Below are 20,527 nucleotides of genomic sequence, written 5' to 3'. Positions count from 1 at the left end.
TGTGTGGCTGAGCAATCGAGTCCTTCGAGTGGCCTCGTGCTGACGTCGCGACAACCGACGTGACCCTGCCGAATTTCTCTGGAGCAGCTCTTGAACAAACCAAGTACCGCTTGGCGCTACAGCCTTGCACTCATCGTTGCCGCGTCTTTCGGCGCGCCGTCTGCCATCGCGCAGTCGGCCAGCCAACCGCCCGCCAGGATTCTGGTGGGCTTCTCGCCTGGCGGGACACTCGATGTCGTCACACGGGCGCTTGCGGATCAGCTGCACGAGCCGCTCAACCGCACCGTCGTGGTGGAGAACAGGCCAGGAGCCGGCGGAAAATTCGCGATTGATGTGTTGCGTGCCGCCCCGGCCAACGGAAGCGTGGCCATGCTGTGTCCTGACTTCCTGCAATTGATCTATGCATTCGTCTTCAACAAGCTCAACTACGCTGCGCAGCGGGATATCCTGCCGGCGTCGACGGTGGTCGAGTTTCGGATGGCGCTGGCTGTACCAGCGTCCTCGCCCGTCAAAACCTTTGCTGAATATGCCCAATGGGGTGCGCGCCCATCCTGAGCATGCCAACTTCGGCCATGCCGCATCGGGAGGCCCGACCCATTTCTTGGGTTTGCAGATCGCCAAAGTCATCGGGACCCCCCTACAGGACGTGCTGTTTCAGGGCGCTGCCCCGATGATCGTGAACCGCGTAGGCGCCAATGTCGCAGCGGGAAGTTCAACTGTCGGAGACTTCGCACAGCACCACAACGCCGGCAAGCTTCGCGTGCTGGCGGTGACCTCTGCGCAACGCTCTGCGCTTCTACCTGATGTTCTTACGTTCGGCGAGCTGGGCCGAAAGGAGCTCACCGCAGTTGGCGTATTGGCCATATGCCTGCCTTCTGGAACGCCTGCCGTCGTCGTCTCCGAACGGAGCACTGCGATCCGAAAAGCCGTTGCAACCGAGCAGTTCGCCCGCAAGATCCGCACGCTCGGCTTTGTGGAGACGGGAAGCTCGCCGGCTGAGGCTCGAGCCAGGTTCGGCGAGATGCGTGCCTTCTGGGAGCCTGTAGTCAAAGCTTCGGGATTCAAAGCGGACTAGGACCTTGGCCGTGAGGGCCGGTGATCGCACGCTTCCGGAGAGCAGCTCCACCAAGGATTGCGGCTTCGAAGAGAAAGAGGCGCGACAGTGCGCTCGTCGGCCGCAGGATTAGCCAGGGCCGTCGCTCGCGGCCGCGAGGAGCGGCACAAGGATGTCGCTGATCGGCGTCGGGATGCCACGAGCGCGGCCGCGACGCGCAATGATCCCGTTGCGGACATCCCATTCCAGCGGCCGGCCGGTCTCGCGATCCGTGAGGATGGAGGTGCCCATGTCCGCGGGAGATGCCTGGAACTTGTCGAGAATTTCCCGCAGCACTTCGTCGCCGAGTTCCGCACCCTCGGCGCGGGCTACAGCAAGGCATTCCCGGAGATAGGCGAGGGCCAGCTCGGCGATATCGGACCGCCTAAACATGCCGGAGCGCCGGTGCGTGAGCGCCATGAGTCCGGCCGCCGCGTTTTGCAGCAGCTTGCGCCATGCTAGCGCGGTGAAGCTCGACGACAGCTCGACGCGGCACCGGCTGCCTTGTAGCGCCTCTGCCAGTACGCCTGCCTCCGGCGTGATTGGCAGGCTGAGGCGCATGTCCCCGCGCAGGCGCACCGAGCCATCGGGTTGCGCTTGTGCAGGAAACCACACGACGGTGGGAACGACCCGCGCGCGTGGGGCATGGCGGACGACTCGCTCCAACTGCTCGACGCCGTTCTGCAGCACGCATACCACCGTGTTCGGGCCGCACAACGCGGCAAGCCATGCGGCGGACGCCTCGATCTGTGTCGCCTTGACCGCGAGAAACACGAGGTCGACGTTGCACCCGAACTGTGCGGGATCTACCCATACCGGGACGGGAACGGTGATGAGGCGGTCGCCATCCTCCAGCGTTAGGCGGGCGCGATGTGTTCGGCCGCACAGCAACGGCGTACGACCGACTTCGTGCAGGGCCACCGCAATGGCGGTGCCAATGGCCCCCGGGCCCACAACGGCGATGGATAAAACGTTGGGTGCATTCATGAAGACAGGCTCCTTCGACTAGCGTGTTTGGTGTCGTGTCGGTCGCGCTTGCAACGACCGGTAGGCAATGTAATACATTACGAAATATGAATGACAATCGTAATTCAGTTCCGGGTGACGCACGACTGATGCAGTGGATCGGAAGCATCCAGGCCCGCAGCGGCGACCTCGCTGCAAGCGAAGCAAAGGTCGTTGAGCTCCTGCTTGCCGATCCCTTGTTCGTTGGGGCTAGCACGACAGCGCAGGTGGCCGCCCGTGCCGGGGTCTCGCCGCCGAGCGTGGTCCGTGCCGCACGGGCAATCGGGTTCAGCGGGTTCACCGAACTGAAGATCGAAATCGCTCGTGCACGCGGAACTACCCGGTTCTTCGCGCCCCCTGACGCACTCGCCGCAGGCGCGACGACGGCAGCGGTGCTCGAGGCAGCGATCCGCGCAGGCGCCGACGCGCTGACCGCGCTCGGCGGGGCCGTCGAGTTGGCCGCGCTCGACGAGGCGGCGAGCACCATCCAGCGTGCGCGCCAGGTGATCGCCTTCGGTGCCGGCCCCTCTGCGACGGTCGCCGCCGATGCGGTGTTCCGTCTGCGCGCGGTCGGCGTGATGACCATCGGCATCCCGGATCACCTGTCGGCGATGATTGCTACGCGCCTCCTCGGACCCGGTGACGCCGTCATCGCCGTCAGTTCGACCGGACGCACGTCGACGACGCTCGCCATCGCCGATGCGGCGTCTTCTGCCGGTGCCTCGCTCATCGCCGTCACCAACCAGTACGGCACACCCCTGGCGGCCCTCGCGGACGTCGCCCTGGTTGTTGGGGGTGCCCCGCTGCCGGCCCAGATGGCTGCGGCCGGGAGTCGGCTGGCGCAGCTCGTGGTGATTGACGCACTGGTCGCGGCCCTTGCTCTGCGCGACCCGGAGCGCAGCCGCCGTGCGGAACGGGCGGGCATCGACCTGCCCGACATCGGCTGATGCTGCCCGGCACCGTCGCGATGGTCCTCGACGCGGCGGTCGCCCACGCGGTATGGAACCTGGCCTCCAAGTTCAAGCGCGGTGATGCCGTGCTGTTCGTCTGCGCCTATACCTGTGCTTCGGCGCTGTTGTGCTTCCCGATCAGCCTTGTCTTCGGCGCAAGCCCGCAGCAGATGCTAGACGGGCGGCTGTAGGCCTGTGCCGCTGTCTCTGCCGTGCTGCACACTGCCTACTCGCTCATTTTGCAAGCCGGGTACGACCGTGCCGAGCTGGGAGGGGTCTATCCGGTCGCGCGTGGTACCGGACCGGTGCTGACGATGCTTTTCGCCATCCTGCTCCTGGGTGAACGGCTCAGCACAGGCGCGATGTTCGGTGCGTCGCTTGTCGTGGCCGGCATTCTCGTGGTCACCGGCAACCCGTTCGGCCGCGGGGGCGGCCGCCCGCTGCAGGGCTTGCTCTGGGGCGCTGCGACGGGGGCGTCCATCGCTGCGTACACGCTTTGGGACGGCTACTCGGTCATCGGGCTGCACCTGGCGCCCCTGAGCTACTACGCCTTTACGCTGCTGCTGCAGAGCCTGATCCTGACGCCCAGCCTGTTGCGCCGACTGGTTGTCTCTAACGAGTGTCAGCCTTGGTACGAGGGACCCCCATGGATCAGCGGTGCATGCCTTCTTGATCGGCTCCCGGCGGCTTCGTGCGGCAGCCTGCGTAGAAGTGTTGCCGACGCGCGAGGGGGGAATCCGGCGCGCCGCCTCGCATCGCTGCTACCGGACAGAGCGGATCCAATCTCTAAAAAGCTTCACGGGAGCCTCTGCGGCTTTCAGTGGATCGCAGACCAAGTAGTAACCAGACTCCGTTCTGGCGACGTGATCCACGGCAATCACGAGCCGCCCGCTGCGGAGGTCGCTGTCAACGTAGGCTCGCTGGGCGACGGCAACCCCCAATCCATCGGCCGCAGCCTGGTAGCACAGCGCAGCATTCGCCAATGTGATTCCATGCAGGCGAGGGGAATCTACAAGTTCCGCCGAACTGAACCATAGCGACCAGGCTTCCGGGCGCATCATGGAGTGCAGCAGGTTGGCTTGCAGCAGGTCTTGAGGTGTCTTCAAATGCTCGGCCAGGTTGGGTGCGCAGACAGGAAGAAATTCGTCGTCGAAGAGGTGGTCCAACTCGACATCGGCCCACTCTCCCATGCCATGTCGGATCGCGCAGTCTGAGCCCTCGAGCCGGATGTCGTCGGCCATCGCAATGGTCGAAATCTCAAGGTCAATGTCGGGGTGTTGCGCGGAGAAGTCGCGCAGGCGAGGTACCAACCATCGGATCGCAAGGCTCGGCGTCGCTTTCAGGCGCAGCCGCTTGTCCAGTTGGATGTCGGCCACGTCCTTCAGCGCATCATTCAGGCGATCGAAAGCATCCGAGACGCGGTGGGCCAGTCGCTTGCCCACCGCGGTGAGTTCGATTTCGCGGCCGGATTTCTGGAACAACTGCGCTCCGAGCCCGATCTCCAGCTGCTTGACCTGCTGGCTGACTGCACCAGGCGTCACATGAAGCACCTGAGCGGCGCGCGTGATCCCCTTGGCGCGACACACTGCATCGAACACCCGCAGAGGGCTTAGGAGCGTACGGAGGTTGTGCATCGCGACCAAACTGAGGGCTGAGCGAACTCAGCTGTCGCTTGAGCCTGCAACTGCAACGGTGCCGGTCGCGTGCTTGGCGCCGGGACGCTCGGTGAGGCAGATCATTGCGGCTGCAAGCAGCAGTCCCGCTGCCAGGCAGAGCCACGAGATATAGCTGCCGGAACTGTCGAAGAACCGTCCCGCCAGGAACGGGCCGACGCCGGCGCCGATGGCCACCGTGGCATAGACGCCCCCGAAGAGGGTGCTGTAGAGGTTCAGTGGGAATTTTCGGCTCACCAGATAGGCTGCGAGGTCGAACTCCGCGCCGACCGCGAAGCCTGTCATGAGCAACCCCGGAAGCACCAGCGCCGGTTGGCCCGTTGCCAGAAGCAGCATGCCGGTGGCGGACAGCATGAAGAGCGTCGCCGACAAGCGCGCGGCATCGAACACGTCCAGCAGAAAGCCGGTGACGATCCGTCCGGCGATGACCGCCACGCCAAGGATGCTGGCGAGACCGGCGGCACGGTTCGGGGAAAGCCCCAGGTCGGTGAGCATCGGAACGACGTGCACGATCGTGCCGAAGATGCCGACCGAGCACAACAGGAAGACCGCGGCAATGCGGAAGAAGTGCGGATCGGCCAGCGCCTTCAGATTATTTCCGGCTGAGGCACGGCGGCCCTTGTCTGCAGGGGCCGCATCCGCGCCTCGCAGGAAGTAGGCAATCAATGGCAACAGTGCAAGGACGACCGCTGCAAGGCCCAGGTAGGTGGCTCGCCATCCGAAATGGGCGATAGCCGGCGTGACGATCAATGGGATCAGGATGGCCCCGACCCCGGTTCCGGTGATGGAGATGCCCAGCGCTAGTCCGCGCTGGCGAGAGAACTTGCCCACCAGGATCCTTGTGAAAGACAAGGGCGAGGTCGCGCCGCCGAGCAATGTCAGGACAGTGACCAGCCCCAGAAAACTGGCCAACCCCTGCGTCCAAACGCCCAGGAGCAGGAATGAGATCGACAGGCCCACCAGGGAGAGCAGGGTCACGCGTCGCGCGCCGTACCGGTCGATCACCTGCCCGATGAAAGGCGCCGCGCATCCGAGCAGCACGCTGCTGATCAGCGAGCCTAGGGACGCGGTGCCTCTGGTCCATCCGAACTCGGCTGCGAGCGGCTTCAGAAACAGACCTGAGCTGTAGAAGTACAGGGACGAGACGCCGCTGGTCAGTCCGAGGAAGCAACCCAGGACGTAGCGCCAATGCTGCCGCAGTTCTGAAGGCGAATGAGGAGAGGGCGTCATGTGCGGATCCTTATGACGAAGTGAAAGTGAACGGTGGAACGGCGAGGTCGTCACGCACGCCGATAAGAAACGCGCAGCAGCCTTGGCCTACACCGCGATCGAACGGAGCCGGTTCATCGGTGGCTTCAGTGCTCGACCGCACCGAGTCAATCAAAGATGCGCATTGCTGCATGAGCGTGGGCCTTCCTTCTGGAGCGAATCACGTTGAGCCACCGGTGAGTTCGTCTTCAGCACTTCTGGATGCCGATGGTGCGGTTGAGCAATGCCTCTTCGCCACTCAGCACCGCCGCAGACCCAGCGTAGGCGGTCAGTCCGCGTTCCAGCACGATCACGTTGTTGGAAAACTCGAGAACGACATCCACGTGCTGCTCCACGATGATGCAGCCCACGCCGAGCTGATCGCTCATCCGGACGATGGCATCCATCAACTCCTCGCGCACCATCGGCGCCAGGCCTTCGAGCGGTTCGTCGAGCAACAGGATGCGCGGCTGCCCCACGAGTGCGCGTGCCACCGACAGCATTTGCTGCTCGCCGCCCGACAGCTGCGTGCCTCCGTTGCGTCGGCGCTCCTTGAGCCGCGGAAACAGTGCATAGATCGGTGGTAGGGCGACGCTTGCCGAGCGCCCCTGCAAGCCGGACAGCAGGTTCTCCTCGACTGTCAGCGAGGGGAAGATGTCGCGGCTCTGCGGAACGTAACCGAGGCCGGCGCGCGAGCGTGCATAGGTGCTCGCGTTGCTGATGTCGGCGCCGCCGAAGTGGATGCGTCCCTTCATCAGGTCGGCCAGGCCCATGGCGGTCGCGAGCGTGGTGGTCTTGCCCGCGCCGTTGCGCCCGATCAGGCCGAGTCGCTCGCCTTCGCGCACGCTGAAGCTGAGATGCTCGAGCACCGGCAGGCCGCCATAGCCTGCGGTGACGTCGTCGAACCGGAGTTCAGTGGTGGGCTGGGGCATGACCGTCTCGTCCGAAATAGATTTGCTTGACTTGCTCGTTGGCAGCGACTTCCTGCGGCGTTCCTTCGACCATCACCGCACCGGCGACCAGCACGATGATGTGCGACGCGAACCGGAACACCAGGTCCATGTCGTGCTCGATCAGCAATACCGACAAATCCTTCGGCAGGCGCGCAATGGCTTCCATGATGCGGCCGCCTTCGCCCTGCGGCACGCCTGCGCCCGGTTCATCGAGCAGCAGCACCTGGGGCCGCATCGCGAGTGCCAGGGCGATTTCCGCGAGCCGTTGTTCTCCCAGTGCCAGTTGTCCCACCACCCGGTTCGCATACGGGTGCAGGCCCAGCATGCCGAGCGTCTCGTCCACATCCTGCTGCACGCGCGCGGAACGTGAAGGCGAGGGCCACCACTGCATGGAGGCCCGATGCCGCTGCAGCACCGCGACCTTGACGTTGTCCGCCACGGTCAGTTCCTTGAACAGGCGGCTGATCTGGAACGTGCGGACGATGCCATTGCGCACGCGAGCGTACTGCGGCAACTGGACGATCGAGCGCCCGTCCAGCTGGATGTCGCCCGACTGCGGGCGCAGGGCGCCGCTCAGCAGGTTGACCAGCGTCGTCTTGCCGGCGCCGTTGGGGCCGATCAATGCCGTGCGCGCGCCGTGGGGAAGCGACAGCGAGACGTTCTGCGTGACCGCGAGGCCGCCAAAGGAGTGACTCAGGTTGTGTGTCTGGAGCCGGTGAGTCATCGTGCCACCCCGCTGCGTCGAGACTGCCGGGCGTACGCCACGGCGCGGTCGAACAGCTCGATCAGCCCCTCGGGCAACACGATGAGCACGACGATCAGCATCGACCCGATGATGAACAGCCAGTGGTAGGGGTTCAGGGTCGATGCGATGTGATGAATGGTCATGTAGGCGACAGTGCCGAGCACGGCGCCCGACAGGCGGCGCGTTCCGCCCAGAACGATCATGACCACCACGCCCGCCGACGTCGAGAAGTCCAGCATGAAGAGATTGGCGACCTTGCTGGTCTGTGCCGTCAATGCGCCGGCCAGCCCCGCCACAATGCCGCCGACGGTGTAGACCGCCAGCAGGTGAAGGTAGACGCGGCCCCCCAGCGCCTGAACCCGTCCAGGGTCCTGGCGGATGGCCTTGGCCGTCAGGCCGAAAGGCGACTCCACGAGGTTCCTCAGCAGGAAGTACACGAGCACGAGCGCGCCCAGGGCATAGAAGTAGCCCGTGTAGCTCAGGAAGCTGAACTCCCAGATGCCGAACAGCGGCGCGATGTTGAAACCGGCAAGGCCGTCGTCGCCGCCCGTGAGCCACCTCGCCCAGTTGGCCAGTTCGAGCAGCAGTTGGGCGACCGCGATGGTCAGCATGACCAACGTGAGTTTGGTCGACCGCAGCATCACGGCGCCGCTCAGCACCGCGATCACTCCGCCGCCGAGCCCGCCGAGCAGCAAGCCGGCGATCGGGTCTGCCGTCAGGTACAGCGCCGTCCAGCCCGCGACGTAGGCGCCGCTGCCGTACAACGCGGCCTGGCCCAGGGTCGCAATGCCGGCCTGCCCCAGCACGAGACTCAGCGACAGCGCGAAGATTGACATGGTCGCCATGTTGGTCAGCAAGCCGAGGTCTTGCGGAAACAGCACGAAGGCCAGCAGCCCCACCAGCAGCAGCACGAGCTCTCCGCGCAGCTGCATCCATGGGCGGGCGCGAGACGGTGCGGGCACCGCCCGCGGCGCAGTGACCGTGTTCATGCGTGCCTCCCGAACAGCCCTTGCGGCCGAACCAGCAGGACGATGATCATCGTGAAGAAAAACGCAGCCGATGCGAGCTGCGGGACCATGTATTTCATCGAAGTTTCCACAATACCGAGCAGCAACGCTGCGAAGAATGAGCCGAAGAAATTTCCGTTGCCTCCGACGGCGACGACGGCCAGCAGGATCACCAGGTACTTGGAGGCGTACGTCGACTCCATGGGCAGAAGTTCTGCACCAGCGATGCCGCCCAGTGCCGCAAGCGCTGCGCCCATCACGAAGGTGGCTGCGTAGATCTTCGTGGTGTCGATGCCGATCGCGCGTGCGATGGGCGCGTTGTCGACAGCGGCGCGCACCCGGATGCCGAAGGAAGATCTGTCCACCGCCAGCCAGAGCACGCAGACGACGACGAGCCCGCAGCCCACGACGATAAGCCGATGCCGCGGGATGGAGCGGAAGCCCAGATCGACCGTGCCGTTGAACAGGTCGGGCAGCGCCACGGATGTCACGGTAGAACCGAACATCAGGTTCACCGCGGCCGTCGCCAGGAACATCAGCCCGATCGTCACCAGCATCTGGTCGAGATCGTCGCGTCCATAGAAGCGCCGCAGCAGGATGCGCTCGAACAGCAGCGCAACAAGCCCGACCAGGGCGATGGCCAGCAGGAATCCCAGCCAGGCCGGCACCCCCAGGCGCTGCGGAATGGTGGCTGCAAAGAAGCCGCCGAGCATCGCGAAGGCGCCATGCGCCAGGTTCACCACCCGCATGAGGCCCATCGTCATCGACAGGCCCACCGTGATCATGAAGAGGATCATCGCGTAGGCGATCCCGTCGATCAGAATGCTGCTCAGGAGCGAGAGAGACATGCTGCAGGCTCTGCGTTACTTGGACGCGTTCTGGGTGCGGCCGTAATCGGGCTGCATCTCGAACGTGCGGAACTCGCGGTTCACGAAGCGCCCTGACGGGTCTTTCTCGACCACGCGCATGTAGACGTTTTGCACGAGCTCGCGGGAGGCAGGGTCGATCTTCACCGGGCCTCGCGGACTCTCCCACGCGTACCCCTTGGCGCTGGCGAGCGCCTTGACCCCATCGCGCTGCCCATCTGTGGCCTGGACCATGCGATAGATCACGTGGAGGCCATCGTAGGCGTTGGCGAGCTGAACGGTCGGAATGGCCTTGGGGGCCACTTCGCCAAATGCCTTGATGAGGGCGTTGTTCAGCGCGGAGTTATGCGTGGCCGAATAGTACATGCCGGTCTCGATGCCGAGAAGGTCCGGGCCGATGGCCCGCAGCTGGTCTTCGTCGGTCTCGGCGGTGCCGAGAAAGCGCACGCCGGCAGTTCGGAGGCCGGCCTCGTTGTAGGCCTTGACCATTGCATACGTTGCGGGGCCGCCCGGGGCGAAGACGTAGAGGGCATCGGGCTTGAGTGCCATCACGCGCTGCATCAGCGGACCGAAGTCGGTGGTCTTCAACGGCGCGCGGATGGCCTCGAGCAGCTTGCCGCCGCCGGCGACGAAGGCCGTGGTGAAAGATTTCTCGGCGTCCAGGCCAGGGCCGAAGTCGCTAACCAGCGTGACGACACTGCGGACGTTTTTCTCGAGCGCGTACTTGGCCACGGGCACCGCCATCTGCGGCAGGGTGTACGAAGTGCGCAGCAGGAAGTCCGACTTGTCGAGCAGCGACGACGTGGATGCGTTGAAGATCACGACCGGTACCTTGGCCTCCTGCGCGAGCGCAGCCACGGCCAGGGTGTCGGGCGTGAAGTAGAGGCCAGCGATGTACTGCGCGCCTTCCTTGACGATCAGTTCCTGTGCCAGCGCCTTGGCCTGAGCAGGGTTGATCTCGGGAAGGTCGCGGTAGACGACTTCGATCGTGTGCTTGCCCACGGTCGTGCCGTTGAGCTTCTGATAGGCCTTGGTCGCACCCTCCCAGGTTTGCCCCACGGCCGAAAACGGCCCGGACATCGGAGCGATGACGCCCACCTTGATGACGTCGGCGCGGGACTGAAAGGCGATCGTCGCGAGTGAAACCGCCAGGGCGGCAACGAGTTTGATGGTCATTGTTCTATCCAGGTAGTGGGGGGTGGCTGGTGCGGTGAGCACCGGGTGTCGAACGGATTGGCGGAGCTTCGAACGGCGTGTCAGACCGGGGCGACGTCTGCTGCCTTGCTGGTCGCTTCGAGGGCGACGTCGCTGGCCATCAAGGTCGCGTACTTCTGATTCATGTCGAACAGGTTGGCGTCGTGGGCCTGCAGCGAACGGTCGCCCACGCAGTCGGTCACGACCAGCGGGCGGAACCCGTGGCACATCGCGTCGACCACGCTGGCGCGCACGCAGCCGCTGGTCGTGCACCCGGCAATCAGCAGCGTGCGTATGCTGCGCAGGGACAACCAGGAGGCCAGCGAGGTCCCGAAGAAGGCCGAGGGGCTGGTCTTGCGCAGCACCAGTTCTCCGGCCACCGGCTGCAGTTGCGGCACGATCTGGCTTTCCGGCGCATCCTCGCGCAAGGCAAGGATGGGGGGCACCTTGAGCGCGAAGATGTTGGCGTCGGCGCCATCGTCCTGGTACACCACCCGCGTGTGCACGATCGGCCATTGGCGCTGTCGCGCCTGGTCGAGAAGCCCGCGCGTGCTTTCGATGGCGTCGGCGATGTTGCCGCCACCGAAGGTGAGCGGATCAGCGAAACCATTGACGAAGTCGATGATCAGCAGGCCATAGGGCGACAGCGGCGCGACGGCGTTGCCGAATCCTTGTTTCTGGTAGATAGCCTGATCGAAGCTCATTGGAAGGCCTCGTCGATTACCTTGCCGTCGCGGACCACGACGGTGCCGTCCAGCGCCACCGTGCAATTGCGCAGCGGAATGTCGAGGTGGCAAGGCGTGGTGCGGGAGCCACCAGCCTCGTTGTTCGGGCCCAGGGAAAACAGGAAGTTACCTTCGAACGCGCGCGCATCTTGACCAGTTGTCGCCTCGCGGTCCATCAGCGACAACGTGTGCCAGTAGCAACGGGGCTGCATTCCCCAGCCGATGTGCGCGATAGCGTAGGCTTCGGGATCCTTGTAGGCCTCCATGAACTCGCGCAGCATGGCGGCATCGACATCCCCTTCAATGCTGCGCACGAAACCGCCGCGCAAGTTCAATGTGATCTTGTCCGAGACGTAGTTCCTCTGTGGCAGTAGGATGTCGCCGCGATCGATCACGATGGTTCCGTCGCTGCCGCCCTCGTTGGCGAAAGTGAAGAGGAAGCCGCTCGGCCAGTGGTCCCAGCGCCCGGGTTGCTCGCAGAAACCGTACTCGGTGATGACCGGAAATTCGCCGAGCTGGAACGTCACATCCGTTCCAGCCGGCGACGTCACGTGCATCTTTTTAGCCTTTTTGAGAAGCTTCGACGCATCCAAGACGCGCTTGCGATCGTCCTCAGTAGGTATCGCTCGCACCAATACCTCGGGCGGCTCGGCGACCAAAAGAATCTTTGTTCCGGACTCTAGAATTTCCAGTTGCTCTGGAGAGAACAGGAGAACCATCAAGTCGAGGACGAGATCGCTATTCTTCATTGCAGCGAGTGCGACTGGATTGTTCGTGAGCGGTGTTTCACCCAGATAATTCATCCTGTCGCGGCTGGTTGCTTTCTCCGCGTTGATGGGTTGCAGCTCGATCCGGGTCACGATCGCGCCCGCGGCCTGGGCGGCGATCGTCGCCGTCTGGAGTGTCTGCGGGTGTGTGTGGGGGCCGCACAGAATGGAGACGGTCTGGCCGCGCTCCACTTTGCTGAGCTTCAGAACCTCGTCCCACGCCTTGATCATCTGATAGTCGCTGACTGCCATTTTTTCGCTTTCGAGTAAGTGTTAGAACTGAAGCAGCGTTAGGTCTTCCGGGCTGCCTAGCTTGAAGAGCCGGCGCGCATTGCCATGGCACACCTGTGCCCGCGTCGTGTCGTCCAGTGGGGCGGCTTCGATGAAGTTGCAGGCCTCGGCGGTCGACTCGTAGGGGTAGTCCACCGAGAAGAGCACGGCCTGTGCCCCGAGCTCGCCAATGGCGCCCAGCAACGCCGGTGCGGAGCACACGCCCGACGTGGTGATCAGGATGTTGCTGCCGATGTACTCGCTGGGCTTGCGCGCCAGCGTGATGCCCGATGGATACGCGGCGAAGCGGCTGTCGATGCGCCAGCGCTGGTACGGCAGGGCCTCGCCCATGTGGCCCAACACCAGGGTCAAGCGCGGGAAGCGGTCGAACACCCCGCCGAACAGCAGGCGCAACGCATGGCCCGCGGTCTCGACGCCCCATCCCCAGGCTGCGCCCTGGAGCACCGGCATGCCTTCGAGCAGAGCCGGTGCCTGGCTGAACACGTTGGGATGCAGGTAGATGGGCACGCCCAGCGCCTCTGCGCGCTCCCAGAACACATCGAATGCGGCACCTTCGTAATAGCGGCCCAGGGTGTGGCCGTTGATCATCGCGCCTTTGAAGCCGTGTTCGACCACGGTGCGCTCCAGCTCCTTGGCCGCGGCGGCCGGATCCTGCATGGCCACGTGGGCGAAGGCGCCGAAGCGCTGCGGATGGCGCGAGACACGCTCGACAAGGAACTCGTTGTTCTCGCGCGCCCGGCGGATGGCGGTGTCGCGATCCACCTCGGCCTGTACGCCGGGCATGGTCTGCGATAGCACGACGTACTCGATGTTGCCTGCGTCCATTTCTGAGAGGCGCTGGTCGTCGAAGTCGGTCAGCCGGGCGTCGAGCTTGGCGACGAATCCGGCGGGAAGCGCCCGCGTGTAGGGGGAAGAGTACGCGTCGAACCCTGGGGCCGAGAAGTGCTCTTCCAGTGCGATTTTGAGAGTTTGGTTCATAGTCTTCCTGGGTGGCCTCAGACCGGATATGCCAAGGCGGTGTCGAGAATTTCGGTGTCGTGGATCACTTCACGGCTGGCGAGAAGCAGCCTGTCGCCCTTGCGCACGAACCGGTCGTGATAGACCCCGGCCAGGTGCACCGTCGATGGCCCCTCCACCAGGGTCTGCATCAGCATGAATGGCGTCTGAGCGCTGATCGTTTCGTCCGTCTCCTGCAGCACGCGCGCTATTCCGAGCACATGCAGCATGTGACGCGGCGCGAACATCTGCGAGTGGGCCACGGCAAGCGCACGGTCGACGATCATGTCCAGGCCCTCGCAGTAGATGAGTCCCACGGGCATGTCCAGGAGCGCGTTGCGGCGCGATGTCACGCGGTACGTCGCGTCCTCGCTGAAGAAGTCGGGCCAGCGCTCGACGTCGTTCGCATCGAGGGCAGCGCAGTACTCGACGTGAAACGACTCGATCTCGGTACGCAACTCGGCGGCGCGGCGCGGCGAGAGGGTGGCCTTGGCATAGGCGAGCTGCTCCTTCATGCTGCGTGCTCCGCGACACGGATGTCCATCACTTCCCGGTAGTACTGGTAGAGCGAGCGGATGCAGGACTCGGAGATCAGGTTGCGTGCTGTGCCCTGGTGACCGGCGTCGAGCTTGACGACGTTGTTGTCCGTGGACGAGTTGCGCAGGCCTTCCTGCACGAACTTCAAAGCCTCGTTGTCTTCAAGGCCCAGGAACCCGGCCGGGCCCATGAGGTTGCCCTGGCGAAGGCGGTGCCTTGTCATCTCCGGCGTGTCGTCCTCGTATCCGAACATCGTCCACTGCATCACCATGCTGTTCGGGCCGTTCGGAATGATCTGGCGCACGCCCATCGTGTTCATCTGACGCTGCACGATGAGGTTCGGCCACATGGTCATCATGTTGGCGGACCAGGGCGACTTGAATTCCCGTACGTAGTCCAGGAACCGTTCGTCGCGCAACCGAAGGTTGTCGCTGAAGGACCGCATCTGCGCCTTGTCGTCGTCGGCGACAGTGGCATAGATCTCGTCCGGCTTGGCCGACGCCATAAAGCCGTGCCGGCCATGCACCTTGTCCGCGAAGACGATCGACTTGATGCCGGGAACCAGCAGGCCGAACACCACGAGAAACGAATGCAGCAGCGTCGCGTGGTACGGATCCTTCAGGTTCTCGTGGTACATCTTCCAGTTGCACGGGAGCTCGTTGCGGCAGTAGCCGAGGATCTTTAGCTTCTTGCCCGAGAACGGAACGTCGAACTCCTCGACGATCTCCTTCGTCATGTACTCCTCCAGCGGAGGGGTGTTGTCGGAGTAGGTGGCAAACACCACGCCGTTGCGGGTGGCTACGCGCAGCTGGCGGGTGCCGTGGTCGGCGTTCTTGAAGTCCGCCGGCATGCCGCCCACCTTGTTGATGCCGCGCTTGAACGGAACCCCCTGCAGGTTGCCCTTGAGGTCGTACGACCACTGGTGGTACGGGCAGACGAACTCCTTCGTGTTGCCCTGGCTGGCGCGACAGAACTCCGCGCCGCGATGGGCACAGCGGTTTTCGAAGACGGAGATGGTGTTGTCCTCCGCGCGCACGATCACGACGGCCGTGGCGCCGACGTAGCCGCGCTTGTAGTCGCCCGGGTTGGGAATCTCCGCTTCCAGGGCGACGAAGTTCCAGCTGTCGCCGCGAAATATGCGCTCGATCTCCTGGTCGTAGATCGCCTGGCTGGTGTAGACCCAGTCTGGAATGTTGTTCATGGCGTCTGCGGGCCAGACGCATTGCTCCAAGGGCGGATTCTTTCGGGCATTCGTGATGCCGATGACCGCCTGCGATTGATACATGAAAGCTCCTTAGCTTTGAGAGAAGTGGTTAAGCGGTGAACGCGGCATCGGCCTGCATCTGCCTGGCCCATGCACGAAGGTTGGTAGCGTCCAGTGCGAAGTCGTCCCACTGCACGCGCCGCCCGTGCCCGTGTTCGAAGAGCGGGCGAACGGCCCGCAGATCGGCGCCTGCGTTGATTGCGACGCCGTGCACCGGCACGCAGTCCCGATGGCCGATCCATAGCACCTTGTCGTTGGCCGGGCTACCACGGCGCACGTATTCAAGATCGCTGGCCGGCAGGCCCAGCATCTGGATGTTGTGTTTGCCCTGGTCGGTCCAGAACCATGGCACCGCGGGTGCGGGAAGAGGCAGGCCGAGCATGGCGGCAGCGGCAGTGCGCCCCTGCTCGTTCGCGTTCTGCCAGGATTCGAGGCGCGTCGGCGCCGCCTGTCCGGCACGGCGCTGGCTGGTGCAGTCGCCGCATGCGAACACGTGTGCGTTGCTCGTGCGGCAAGACGCATCGACCAAAATGCCGTTGCCTGCTGCCGTCTCCAGCCCCGCATCGCGCGCCAGCGCGTCGTTCGGAGACAAGCCGATGGCGATGACCACCTCATCCACTTCGAGATCGCCGGTGCTGGTGCTCAAGCGCAACCGGCCTTGCGGCAATGAATGGACGCCACTGCAGGAAGCGCCGAGCAGGAGCCTGGCGCCCGCTGCGCGCAACTTCGCCTCGAGCCATTCCGACGCCTGCGGCGGCACGAAGCGATCGAGCAGTGATGGCGCGCGTTCGAGCACCGTCACCGAAGCGCCCGCGGACAGCGCCGAGTTTGCGACCTCGAGGCCGAGGAATCCACCGCCAAGAACCGCGACCTGCGGCTTTGCCTGGAGCGCGGCGCGCAGCCGGTGCGCGTCGTCCAGCGTGCGGATGTAGTGCACGCCCGCGCGGCCGGCCGGCACGCACGCCAGCGTGGTGGCCTCACCGCCGGTGGCGATCAGGCAGGACTCATACGCGAGTACCTGCCCGTCCGCAAGACGGACATGCTGCCGCTGGAGATCCAGTGCAACCGCTTCGCTGCCGCTCAGCAGTTCGACGTCGCTGCGTGTCCAGGCGTCGTCGGTGAGCACGTCGAGCCTGGGCGCCTCCGCAGCCACCAGGACGGCCTTCGACAACAGAGGACGCTCATACGGCCTGTGGCGCTCCCGGCCCACCATCGTGATGCGCCCGCTGTAGCCGTGCTCGCGCAGGGCGTGTGCCGCAACGGCCGCCGACTGGCCCGCACCGACGATGACGATGCCGCGCGATGTCATTTGCCAGCGGGCGACAGCACGTAGATGTGATCGCCCTCCCGCTTCACGGTGTGGGTGCGCAGGTCCACGGTGGCCGGCGCGCACATCGCCTTGCCCGTGCGAATGTCGAAGCGGGCTTGGTGCAGCGGGCATTCAACACAACCGTCTTCCACGTAGCCCTCCGACAGCAGCGCGGTGGCATGAGTGCACATGCTGTCGGTGGCAAAGAACTCGTCGTCGATCCGGTACAGCGCAACCCCGTAGCCAGCGACATCGACGGTCTTCGCTTCATCGTTGCTCAGCTCTTGCGCCGAGGCGACTTTGATCCAATCCATGGGCTTCTATCCTGTCATTCAGAGAACTGAAATAAATACTCAGTGAACTGTCATAGTAGGACGGTGGAATTATTTTTTCAAGTGCGGGTTTGTACTTGTTGGCCTTGCACCAGAGTGGATGGAGATGCCCGTATAAAAAGGGCGGAAACCGTGCATATAGGTGCTAAAAGTGCGCCGGATCAGGGAGATCGATGTGTCAGGGTTTTCATCATCAACCACCGTCTTCACGCGCGTGACGAGCAGGCCTATACTTATGAACGTGTACTGTCACAAAGACGAACGAAGTCCTGACCTCGGACGGTGCCGCACATCCCGAGCGGCGCCCGGGAACAATCAGTCAAGCAGAAGGAAACGCATGAACCAGGCAGACATTCCGGCGAGAGTTCTCAAGCCAGAGGGCATCGGCGCCCGTGTGCCTCGCAAGGAAGATGCGCGCCACATGGTTGGCAAAGGCAATTTCGTGGGCGACTTCGTGCTGCCTGGTCTGCAGGAGGTCGCCTTCCTGCGCAGCCCTCTGGCGCATGCCACCATCACGGGTGTCGAGATTCCGCAGGAGCATGCGGGGAAGATCTTCGTGCGTGAGATGATGACGGACGCGGCGGACATCGGTTCGCCGTCTTCGCTGCCCACATACCAGTACTCGGCCTTGCCGCCGCTGGCTTCGGGCAAGGTCCGGCACGTGGGAGAGGCGATCGCCATGGCCGTTGCGCCAACGCGTGCAGTGGCGGAAGACCTGCTCGAAGAGGTGCAGGTTTCCTATGACGAGCTGCCCGTCTACCACGGCGCCGAGTCTTCTCTTGCGGCGACGGGAGACTTCCTTCATCCTGGGTGGAAAGACAATGTCTTTCTCACGCTGCGGGCCAATCGCGACTTCGATGAACTTGCCGCGAAGGCGGAGGTGCAAGTCAGTCGCACCGTCGAGCTGTCGCGTCAGTGCATCGTGCCGCTGGAGGGAAAGTCGGTGCTGGCCTACTGGGACTTCCAGGCCGATCAACTTGTGGTCGTCAGTGCGACGCAAGTACCGCATTTGCTGCGCGTCGGCATCGCCCAGCACCTCTCGATGAACGAGGAGGCGGTGCGTGTGGTGTCCCCCGACGTGGGAGGCGCCTTTGGCTACAAGGGGCAGCTGTACCCCGAAGATCTGTGCATTGCCTGGCTGGCCAAGACGTACCGAACCCCATTTCGCTATCTTGAGGATCGGCGCGAGCATCTGATCGTCGGTGCCAACACGCGGCAGCATCACTACCAGCTCACTGCCTACGCCGACCGCACGGGCAAGCTTCTGGCGTTGGACGCTGTCATCACCATCGACGGCGGCGCCTATTCGTACTATCCGTTCTTCGTGGGCCTGGAGCCTGGCCAGGCGATCGGCAACCTGCCGGGTCCGTACACCTTCCGTGGCTACCGCTGCGAGACCTTGTGTGTTGCGACCAACAAGCCGGGCTTCATGGCTTACCGCGGCGTGGCGCGCACCGGTGTCTGTTTTGCGATCGAACTTCTTATGGATGCCGTGGCGCGTGAAGTGGGCCGGGAGCCGTGGGAGGTTCGCATGGACAACCTCGTGCCGGCCGCTGCCATGCCCTACGTCAACGTGGCCAACAAGCACTTCGACAGCGGCGACTTTCCCGCGAGCCTTCGCCGCGCCGTCGAGATGGTCGGAGTGGCTGCCGTGCGTGAGCGTCAGACCCGGGGAGAGCCGGACGGACGCCGGATCGGGTTCGGCACGGCCACTTATACCGAGCAGTCCGCGCACGGCACGACCGTGTTCGCCAACTGGGGTCTTCCGGTGGTGCCCGGTTTTGATCAGGCGGTGGTGCGGATGACCGCGGACGGCGGGCTCGAAGTGCGCGTCGGCGTGCACTCGCATGGCCAGGGCATGGAGACCAGTTTCGCGCAGATCGCCAACGATGTGCTCGGCATTCCCGTTGCGCGTATCCGGGTCGTGCATGGCGACACCGCGCTCACGCCCTTCTCATCGGGCACCTACGCATCCCGGGCGACCGTCATGTCGGGAGGCGCCATCGCGACCGCGTGCAAGGAACTGCTGCCCCGCATCCAGTCGATCGCCGCCTATCTCATGGGCGTGGATCTGCAGACCGTCGCGTTGGTGGAAGGGTTCGCCGTGGCCGGAGAAAAGTCGATCCCGCTGTCCCAGGTGGGTGGCGCGTGGTACCTCACGCCGCAGGACCTGCCCGATAACGTGCATCTTGGTGGCCTGGAGGTTTCGCGTGCGTACAAGCCCAAAGTCGACACCGGTACCTTTACGTATGCGACCCATGCCGTCGTCGTCGCGGTCGACACGCAGACAGGCGAGGTCGAGATCCTCGATTACGTCGTGGTCGAGGATTGCGGCACCATGGTCAATCCGATGATCGTAGAGGGCCAGACCATCGGCGGCATCGCGCAGGGCATCGGCACCGCGATGTACGAAGAGAGCCCGTACGACGACCAAGGCCAGCCGCTGGCTTCTACGCTGGCCGACTACATCCTGCCTGGCGCCACGGAAGTGCCTCGCATCCGCATCGAGCACTTCGAGACACCGTCACCTCACACCGAATTCGGCGCGAAGGGGGTGGGGGAGGGCGGCGCCATCGCGCCGCCCGCGGTGATTTTCAACGCCGTGAACGACGCATTGCGAGGCACGGGCGCGGCCGAGGTGCTGATGACGCCCCTGACACCGCGGCGCCTGCTCAAGGCCCTCGAGAGCGCGAAGCCGCAACAGGAGCTCGTCAAATGAAGGCCGCGAAATTTGAGTACACGCGAGTGCTCGGCGTGGATGAGGCGATCGAGGTGCTGGCCAAAGGCGGCGGCATGGCAAAGGCGATGAGTGGGAGCCAGTCCTTCGGCCCGATGCTCAATCTGAGACTCGCGCGACCGGCGCAGGTGGTCGACATCGCCGGCATCGCAGCGTTGCGCGCAGTCAGTCGCAGGGGCGAGTGGGTCGAGATCGGTGCGGCAGTCACACATGCCGAGATCGAAGATGGCGTGCACCCGCCGCTGGCGGCGCATCCCATGCGTCAGGTCGCGGGCGGGATCGCCTACCGGGCGATCCGCAGCCGCGGCACTGTCGGAGGCAGCCTGGCGCATGCAGATCCTGCCGCGGACTGGGTGGTCACGCTCGCCGCACTGGGTGCCCGCATCGTGCTCAGGTCGCCGCGCGGCGAACGCACGATCGAGGCGGATGGCGTGATGCTCGGCGCCTATACGACGGTGCTCGAGTCCGACGAGTTGATCGTGGCCGTCCACGTGCCATGCGAAACGCCGGCCACGCGCTGGGGTTATCACAAGGTCTGCCGCAAGCCTGGCGAATTTGCCGAGGCCAGCGCCGCGGTGTATTTTGATGTTTCGCGCAAGCGTGCGCGCGTGGTGCTGGGGGCGGCAGACGGGCCGCCGATCCTGTTGAACGAATTCGCGGCGGAAGTTGCAAGCAAGGGCGCGCAAGCCGCAGAGCGCGACAAGGTGGGCGCGGCCGTAGGCCGGGCGCTGCCTGATCGCGACGGCATCGACCGAAAGCTCTTCACGGCCTGCGTCGAGCGCGCCCTGGCGCAGTCGGGTGTTTTTTCCAACCACAAGCCAGCGGAGTAACAGAC

20 protein-coding genes and 1 pseudogene are annotated in these 20,527 nt (G+C 64.4%); 6 read left to right on the top strand and 15 right to left on the bottom strand.

Annotation, left to right across the window (positions count from 1 at the left end):
• Positions 1-90 precede the first annotated feature (90 nt).
• Entirely contained in the window at positions 91-555 is a 465-nt protein-coding gene (locus E5P2_RS38035; RefSeq protein WP_232080997.1) for a tripartite tricarboxylate transporter substrate-binding protein, read from the top strand.
• Positions 527-1,075 (top strand): tripartite tricarboxylate transporter substrate-binding protein, encoded by a 549-nt coding sequence (locus tag E5P2_RS38030; RefSeq protein WP_232081014.1) that lies wholly within the window; start codon positions 527-529, stop codon positions 1,073-1,075. Before E5P2_RS38035 ends, E5P2_RS38030 begins: the two co-directional genes overlap by 29 nt.
• Before the next feature lie 108 nt (positions 1,076-1,183).
• On the opposite strand, the gene E5P2_RS34410 is transcribed toward E5P2_RS38030, so the two are convergent.
• A complete protein-coding gene (locus tag E5P2_RS34410; RefSeq protein WP_162571530.1) occupies positions 1,184-2,080 on the bottom strand; it encodes an oxidoreductase in 897 nt (298 codons plus the stop codon).
• A gap of 86 nt (positions 2,081-2,166) precedes the next feature.
• Between E5P2_RS34410 and E5P2_RS34405 the strand changes: the two genes are divergently transcribed.
• On the top strand, positions 2,167-3,045 hold the full coding sequence (locus E5P2_RS34405) for a MurR/RpiR family transcriptional regulator (RefSeq protein WP_162571529.1): 879 nt from the start codon (positions 2,167-2,169) through the stop codon (positions 3,043-3,045).
• Positions 3,045-3,650, top strand: a pseudogene (locus E5P2_RS34400) (EamA family transporter); the annotation flags it as partial. The gene E5P2_RS34405 and the pseudogene E5P2_RS34400, both read left to right, overlap by 1 nt.
• Positions 3,651-3,809: 159 nt before the next feature.
• On the opposite strand, the gene E5P2_RS34395 reads toward E5P2_RS34400, so the two are convergent.
• The 14 genes from E5P2_RS34395 to E5P2_RS34330 form a co-directional block, all read right to left on the bottom strand.
• A complete protein-coding gene (locus E5P2_RS34395) occupies positions 3,810-4,646 on the bottom strand; it encodes a LysR substrate-binding domain-containing protein (protein WP_232080996.1) in 837 nt (278 codons plus the stop codon).
• A 63-nt stretch (positions 4,647-4,709) separates the two neighbouring features.
• Positions 4,710-5,951, bottom strand: coding sequence for an MFS transporter (locus tag E5P2_RS34390; RefSeq protein WP_162571527.1), 1,242 nt, complete (start codon positions 5,949-5,951; stop codon positions 4,710-4,712).
• 227 nt (positions 5,952-6,178) lie between these two features.
• Complete coding sequence (locus E5P2_RS34385) at positions 6,179-6,901, bottom strand: ABC transporter ATP-binding protein (protein ID WP_162571526.1); 723 nt, start codon at positions 6,899-6,901, stop codon at positions 6,179-6,181.
• The gene (locus E5P2_RS34380) at positions 6,882-7,646 is read right to left on the bottom strand and encodes an ABC transporter ATP-binding protein (RefSeq protein ID WP_081270295.1); all 765 of its coding nucleotides are present in this window, start codon (positions 7,644-7,646) and stop codon (positions 6,882-6,884) included. Before E5P2_RS34380 ends, E5P2_RS34385 begins: the two co-directional genes overlap by 20 nt.
• Complete coding sequence (locus tag E5P2_RS34375) at positions 7,643-8,656, bottom strand: branched-chain amino acid ABC transporter permease (protein WP_162571525.1); 1,014 nt, start codon at positions 8,654-8,656, stop codon at positions 7,643-7,645. Before E5P2_RS34375 ends, E5P2_RS34380 begins: the two co-directional genes overlap by 4 nt.
• Positions 8,653-9,522: a branched-chain amino acid ABC transporter permease gene (locus E5P2_RS34370; RefSeq protein ID WP_162571524.1), complete on the bottom strand. Its 870-nt coding sequence runs from the start codon at positions 9,520-9,522 to the stop codon at positions 8,653-8,655. The genes E5P2_RS34375 and E5P2_RS34370 overlap by 4 nt, the downstream gene beginning before the upstream one ends.
• A 15-nt stretch (positions 9,523-9,537) precedes the next feature.
• A complete protein-coding gene (locus E5P2_RS34365; protein ID WP_162571523.1) occupies positions 9,538-10,716 on the bottom strand; it encodes an ABC transporter substrate-binding protein in 1,179 nt (392 codons plus the stop codon).
• An 80-nt stretch (positions 10,717-10,796) separates the two neighbouring features.
• Positions 10,797-11,438, bottom strand: a complete 642-nt coding sequence (locus tag E5P2_RS34360; RefSeq protein ID WP_162571522.1) for an isochorismatase family protein — start codon at positions 11,436-11,438, stop codon at positions 10,797-10,799.
• The gene (locus E5P2_RS34355; RefSeq protein WP_162571521.1) at positions 11,435-12,478 is read right to left on the bottom strand and encodes a 2,5-dihydroxypyridine 5,6-dioxygenase; all 1,044 of its coding nucleotides are present in this window, start codon (positions 12,476-12,478) and stop codon (positions 11,435-11,437) included. The genes E5P2_RS34360 and E5P2_RS34355 overlap by 4 nt, the downstream gene beginning before the upstream one ends.
• A gap of 21 nt (positions 12,479-12,499) precedes the next feature.
• Complete coding sequence (locus tag E5P2_RS34350) at positions 12,500-13,495, bottom strand: amidohydrolase family protein (RefSeq protein WP_162571520.1); 996 nt, start codon at positions 13,493-13,495, stop codon at positions 12,500-12,502.
• A 17-nt stretch (positions 13,496-13,512) separates the two neighbouring features.
• Positions 13,513-14,028 carry an aromatic-ring-hydroxylating dioxygenase subunit beta gene (locus E5P2_RS34345; RefSeq protein ID WP_162571519.1) on the bottom strand — a complete coding sequence of 172 codons (516 nt, stop codon included), beginning with the start codon at positions 14,026-14,028 and terminating at the stop codon, positions 13,513-13,515.
• The gene (locus tag E5P2_RS34340; RefSeq protein ID WP_162571518.1) at positions 14,025-15,335 is read right to left on the bottom strand and encodes an aromatic ring-hydroxylating oxygenase subunit alpha; all 1,311 of its coding nucleotides are present in this window, start codon (positions 15,333-15,335) and stop codon (positions 14,025-14,027) included. Before E5P2_RS34340 ends, E5P2_RS34345 begins: the two co-directional genes overlap by 4 nt.
• A 28-nt stretch (positions 15,336-15,363) precedes the next feature.
• Entirely contained in the window at positions 15,364-16,623 is a 1,260-nt protein-coding gene (locus E5P2_RS34335; protein ID WP_162571517.1) for an NAD(P)/FAD-dependent oxidoreductase, read from the bottom strand.
• On the bottom strand, positions 16,620-16,937 hold the full coding sequence (locus E5P2_RS34330; protein ID WP_081270285.1) for a non-heme iron oxygenase ferredoxin subunit: 318 nt from the start codon (positions 16,935-16,937) through the stop codon (positions 16,620-16,622). Before E5P2_RS34330 ends, E5P2_RS34335 begins: the two co-directional genes overlap by 4 nt.
• A gap of 355 nt (positions 16,938-17,292) precedes the next feature.
• Between E5P2_RS34330 and E5P2_RS34325 the strand changes: the two genes are divergently transcribed.
• Positions 17,293-19,674, top strand: coding sequence for a xanthine dehydrogenase family protein molybdopterin-binding subunit (locus E5P2_RS34325; RefSeq protein WP_162571516.1), 2,382 nt, complete (start codon positions 17,293-17,295; stop codon positions 19,672-19,674).
• Positions 19,671-20,522 carry an FAD binding domain-containing protein gene (locus tag E5P2_RS34320; protein ID WP_162571515.1) on the top strand — a complete coding sequence of 284 codons (852 nt, stop codon included), beginning with the start codon at positions 19,671-19,673 and terminating at the stop codon, positions 20,520-20,522. Before E5P2_RS34325 ends, E5P2_RS34320 begins: the two co-directional genes overlap by 4 nt.
• Positions 20,523-20,527: the final 5 nt, after the last annotated feature.

Source organism: Variovorax sp. SRS16 (genome assembly GCF_901827165.1).
Lineage (GTDB): Bacteria > Pseudomonadota > Gammaproteobacteria > Burkholderiales > Burkholderiaceae_C > Variovorax.
This window is presented reverse-complemented; position numbering and strand designations above follow the sequence as displayed.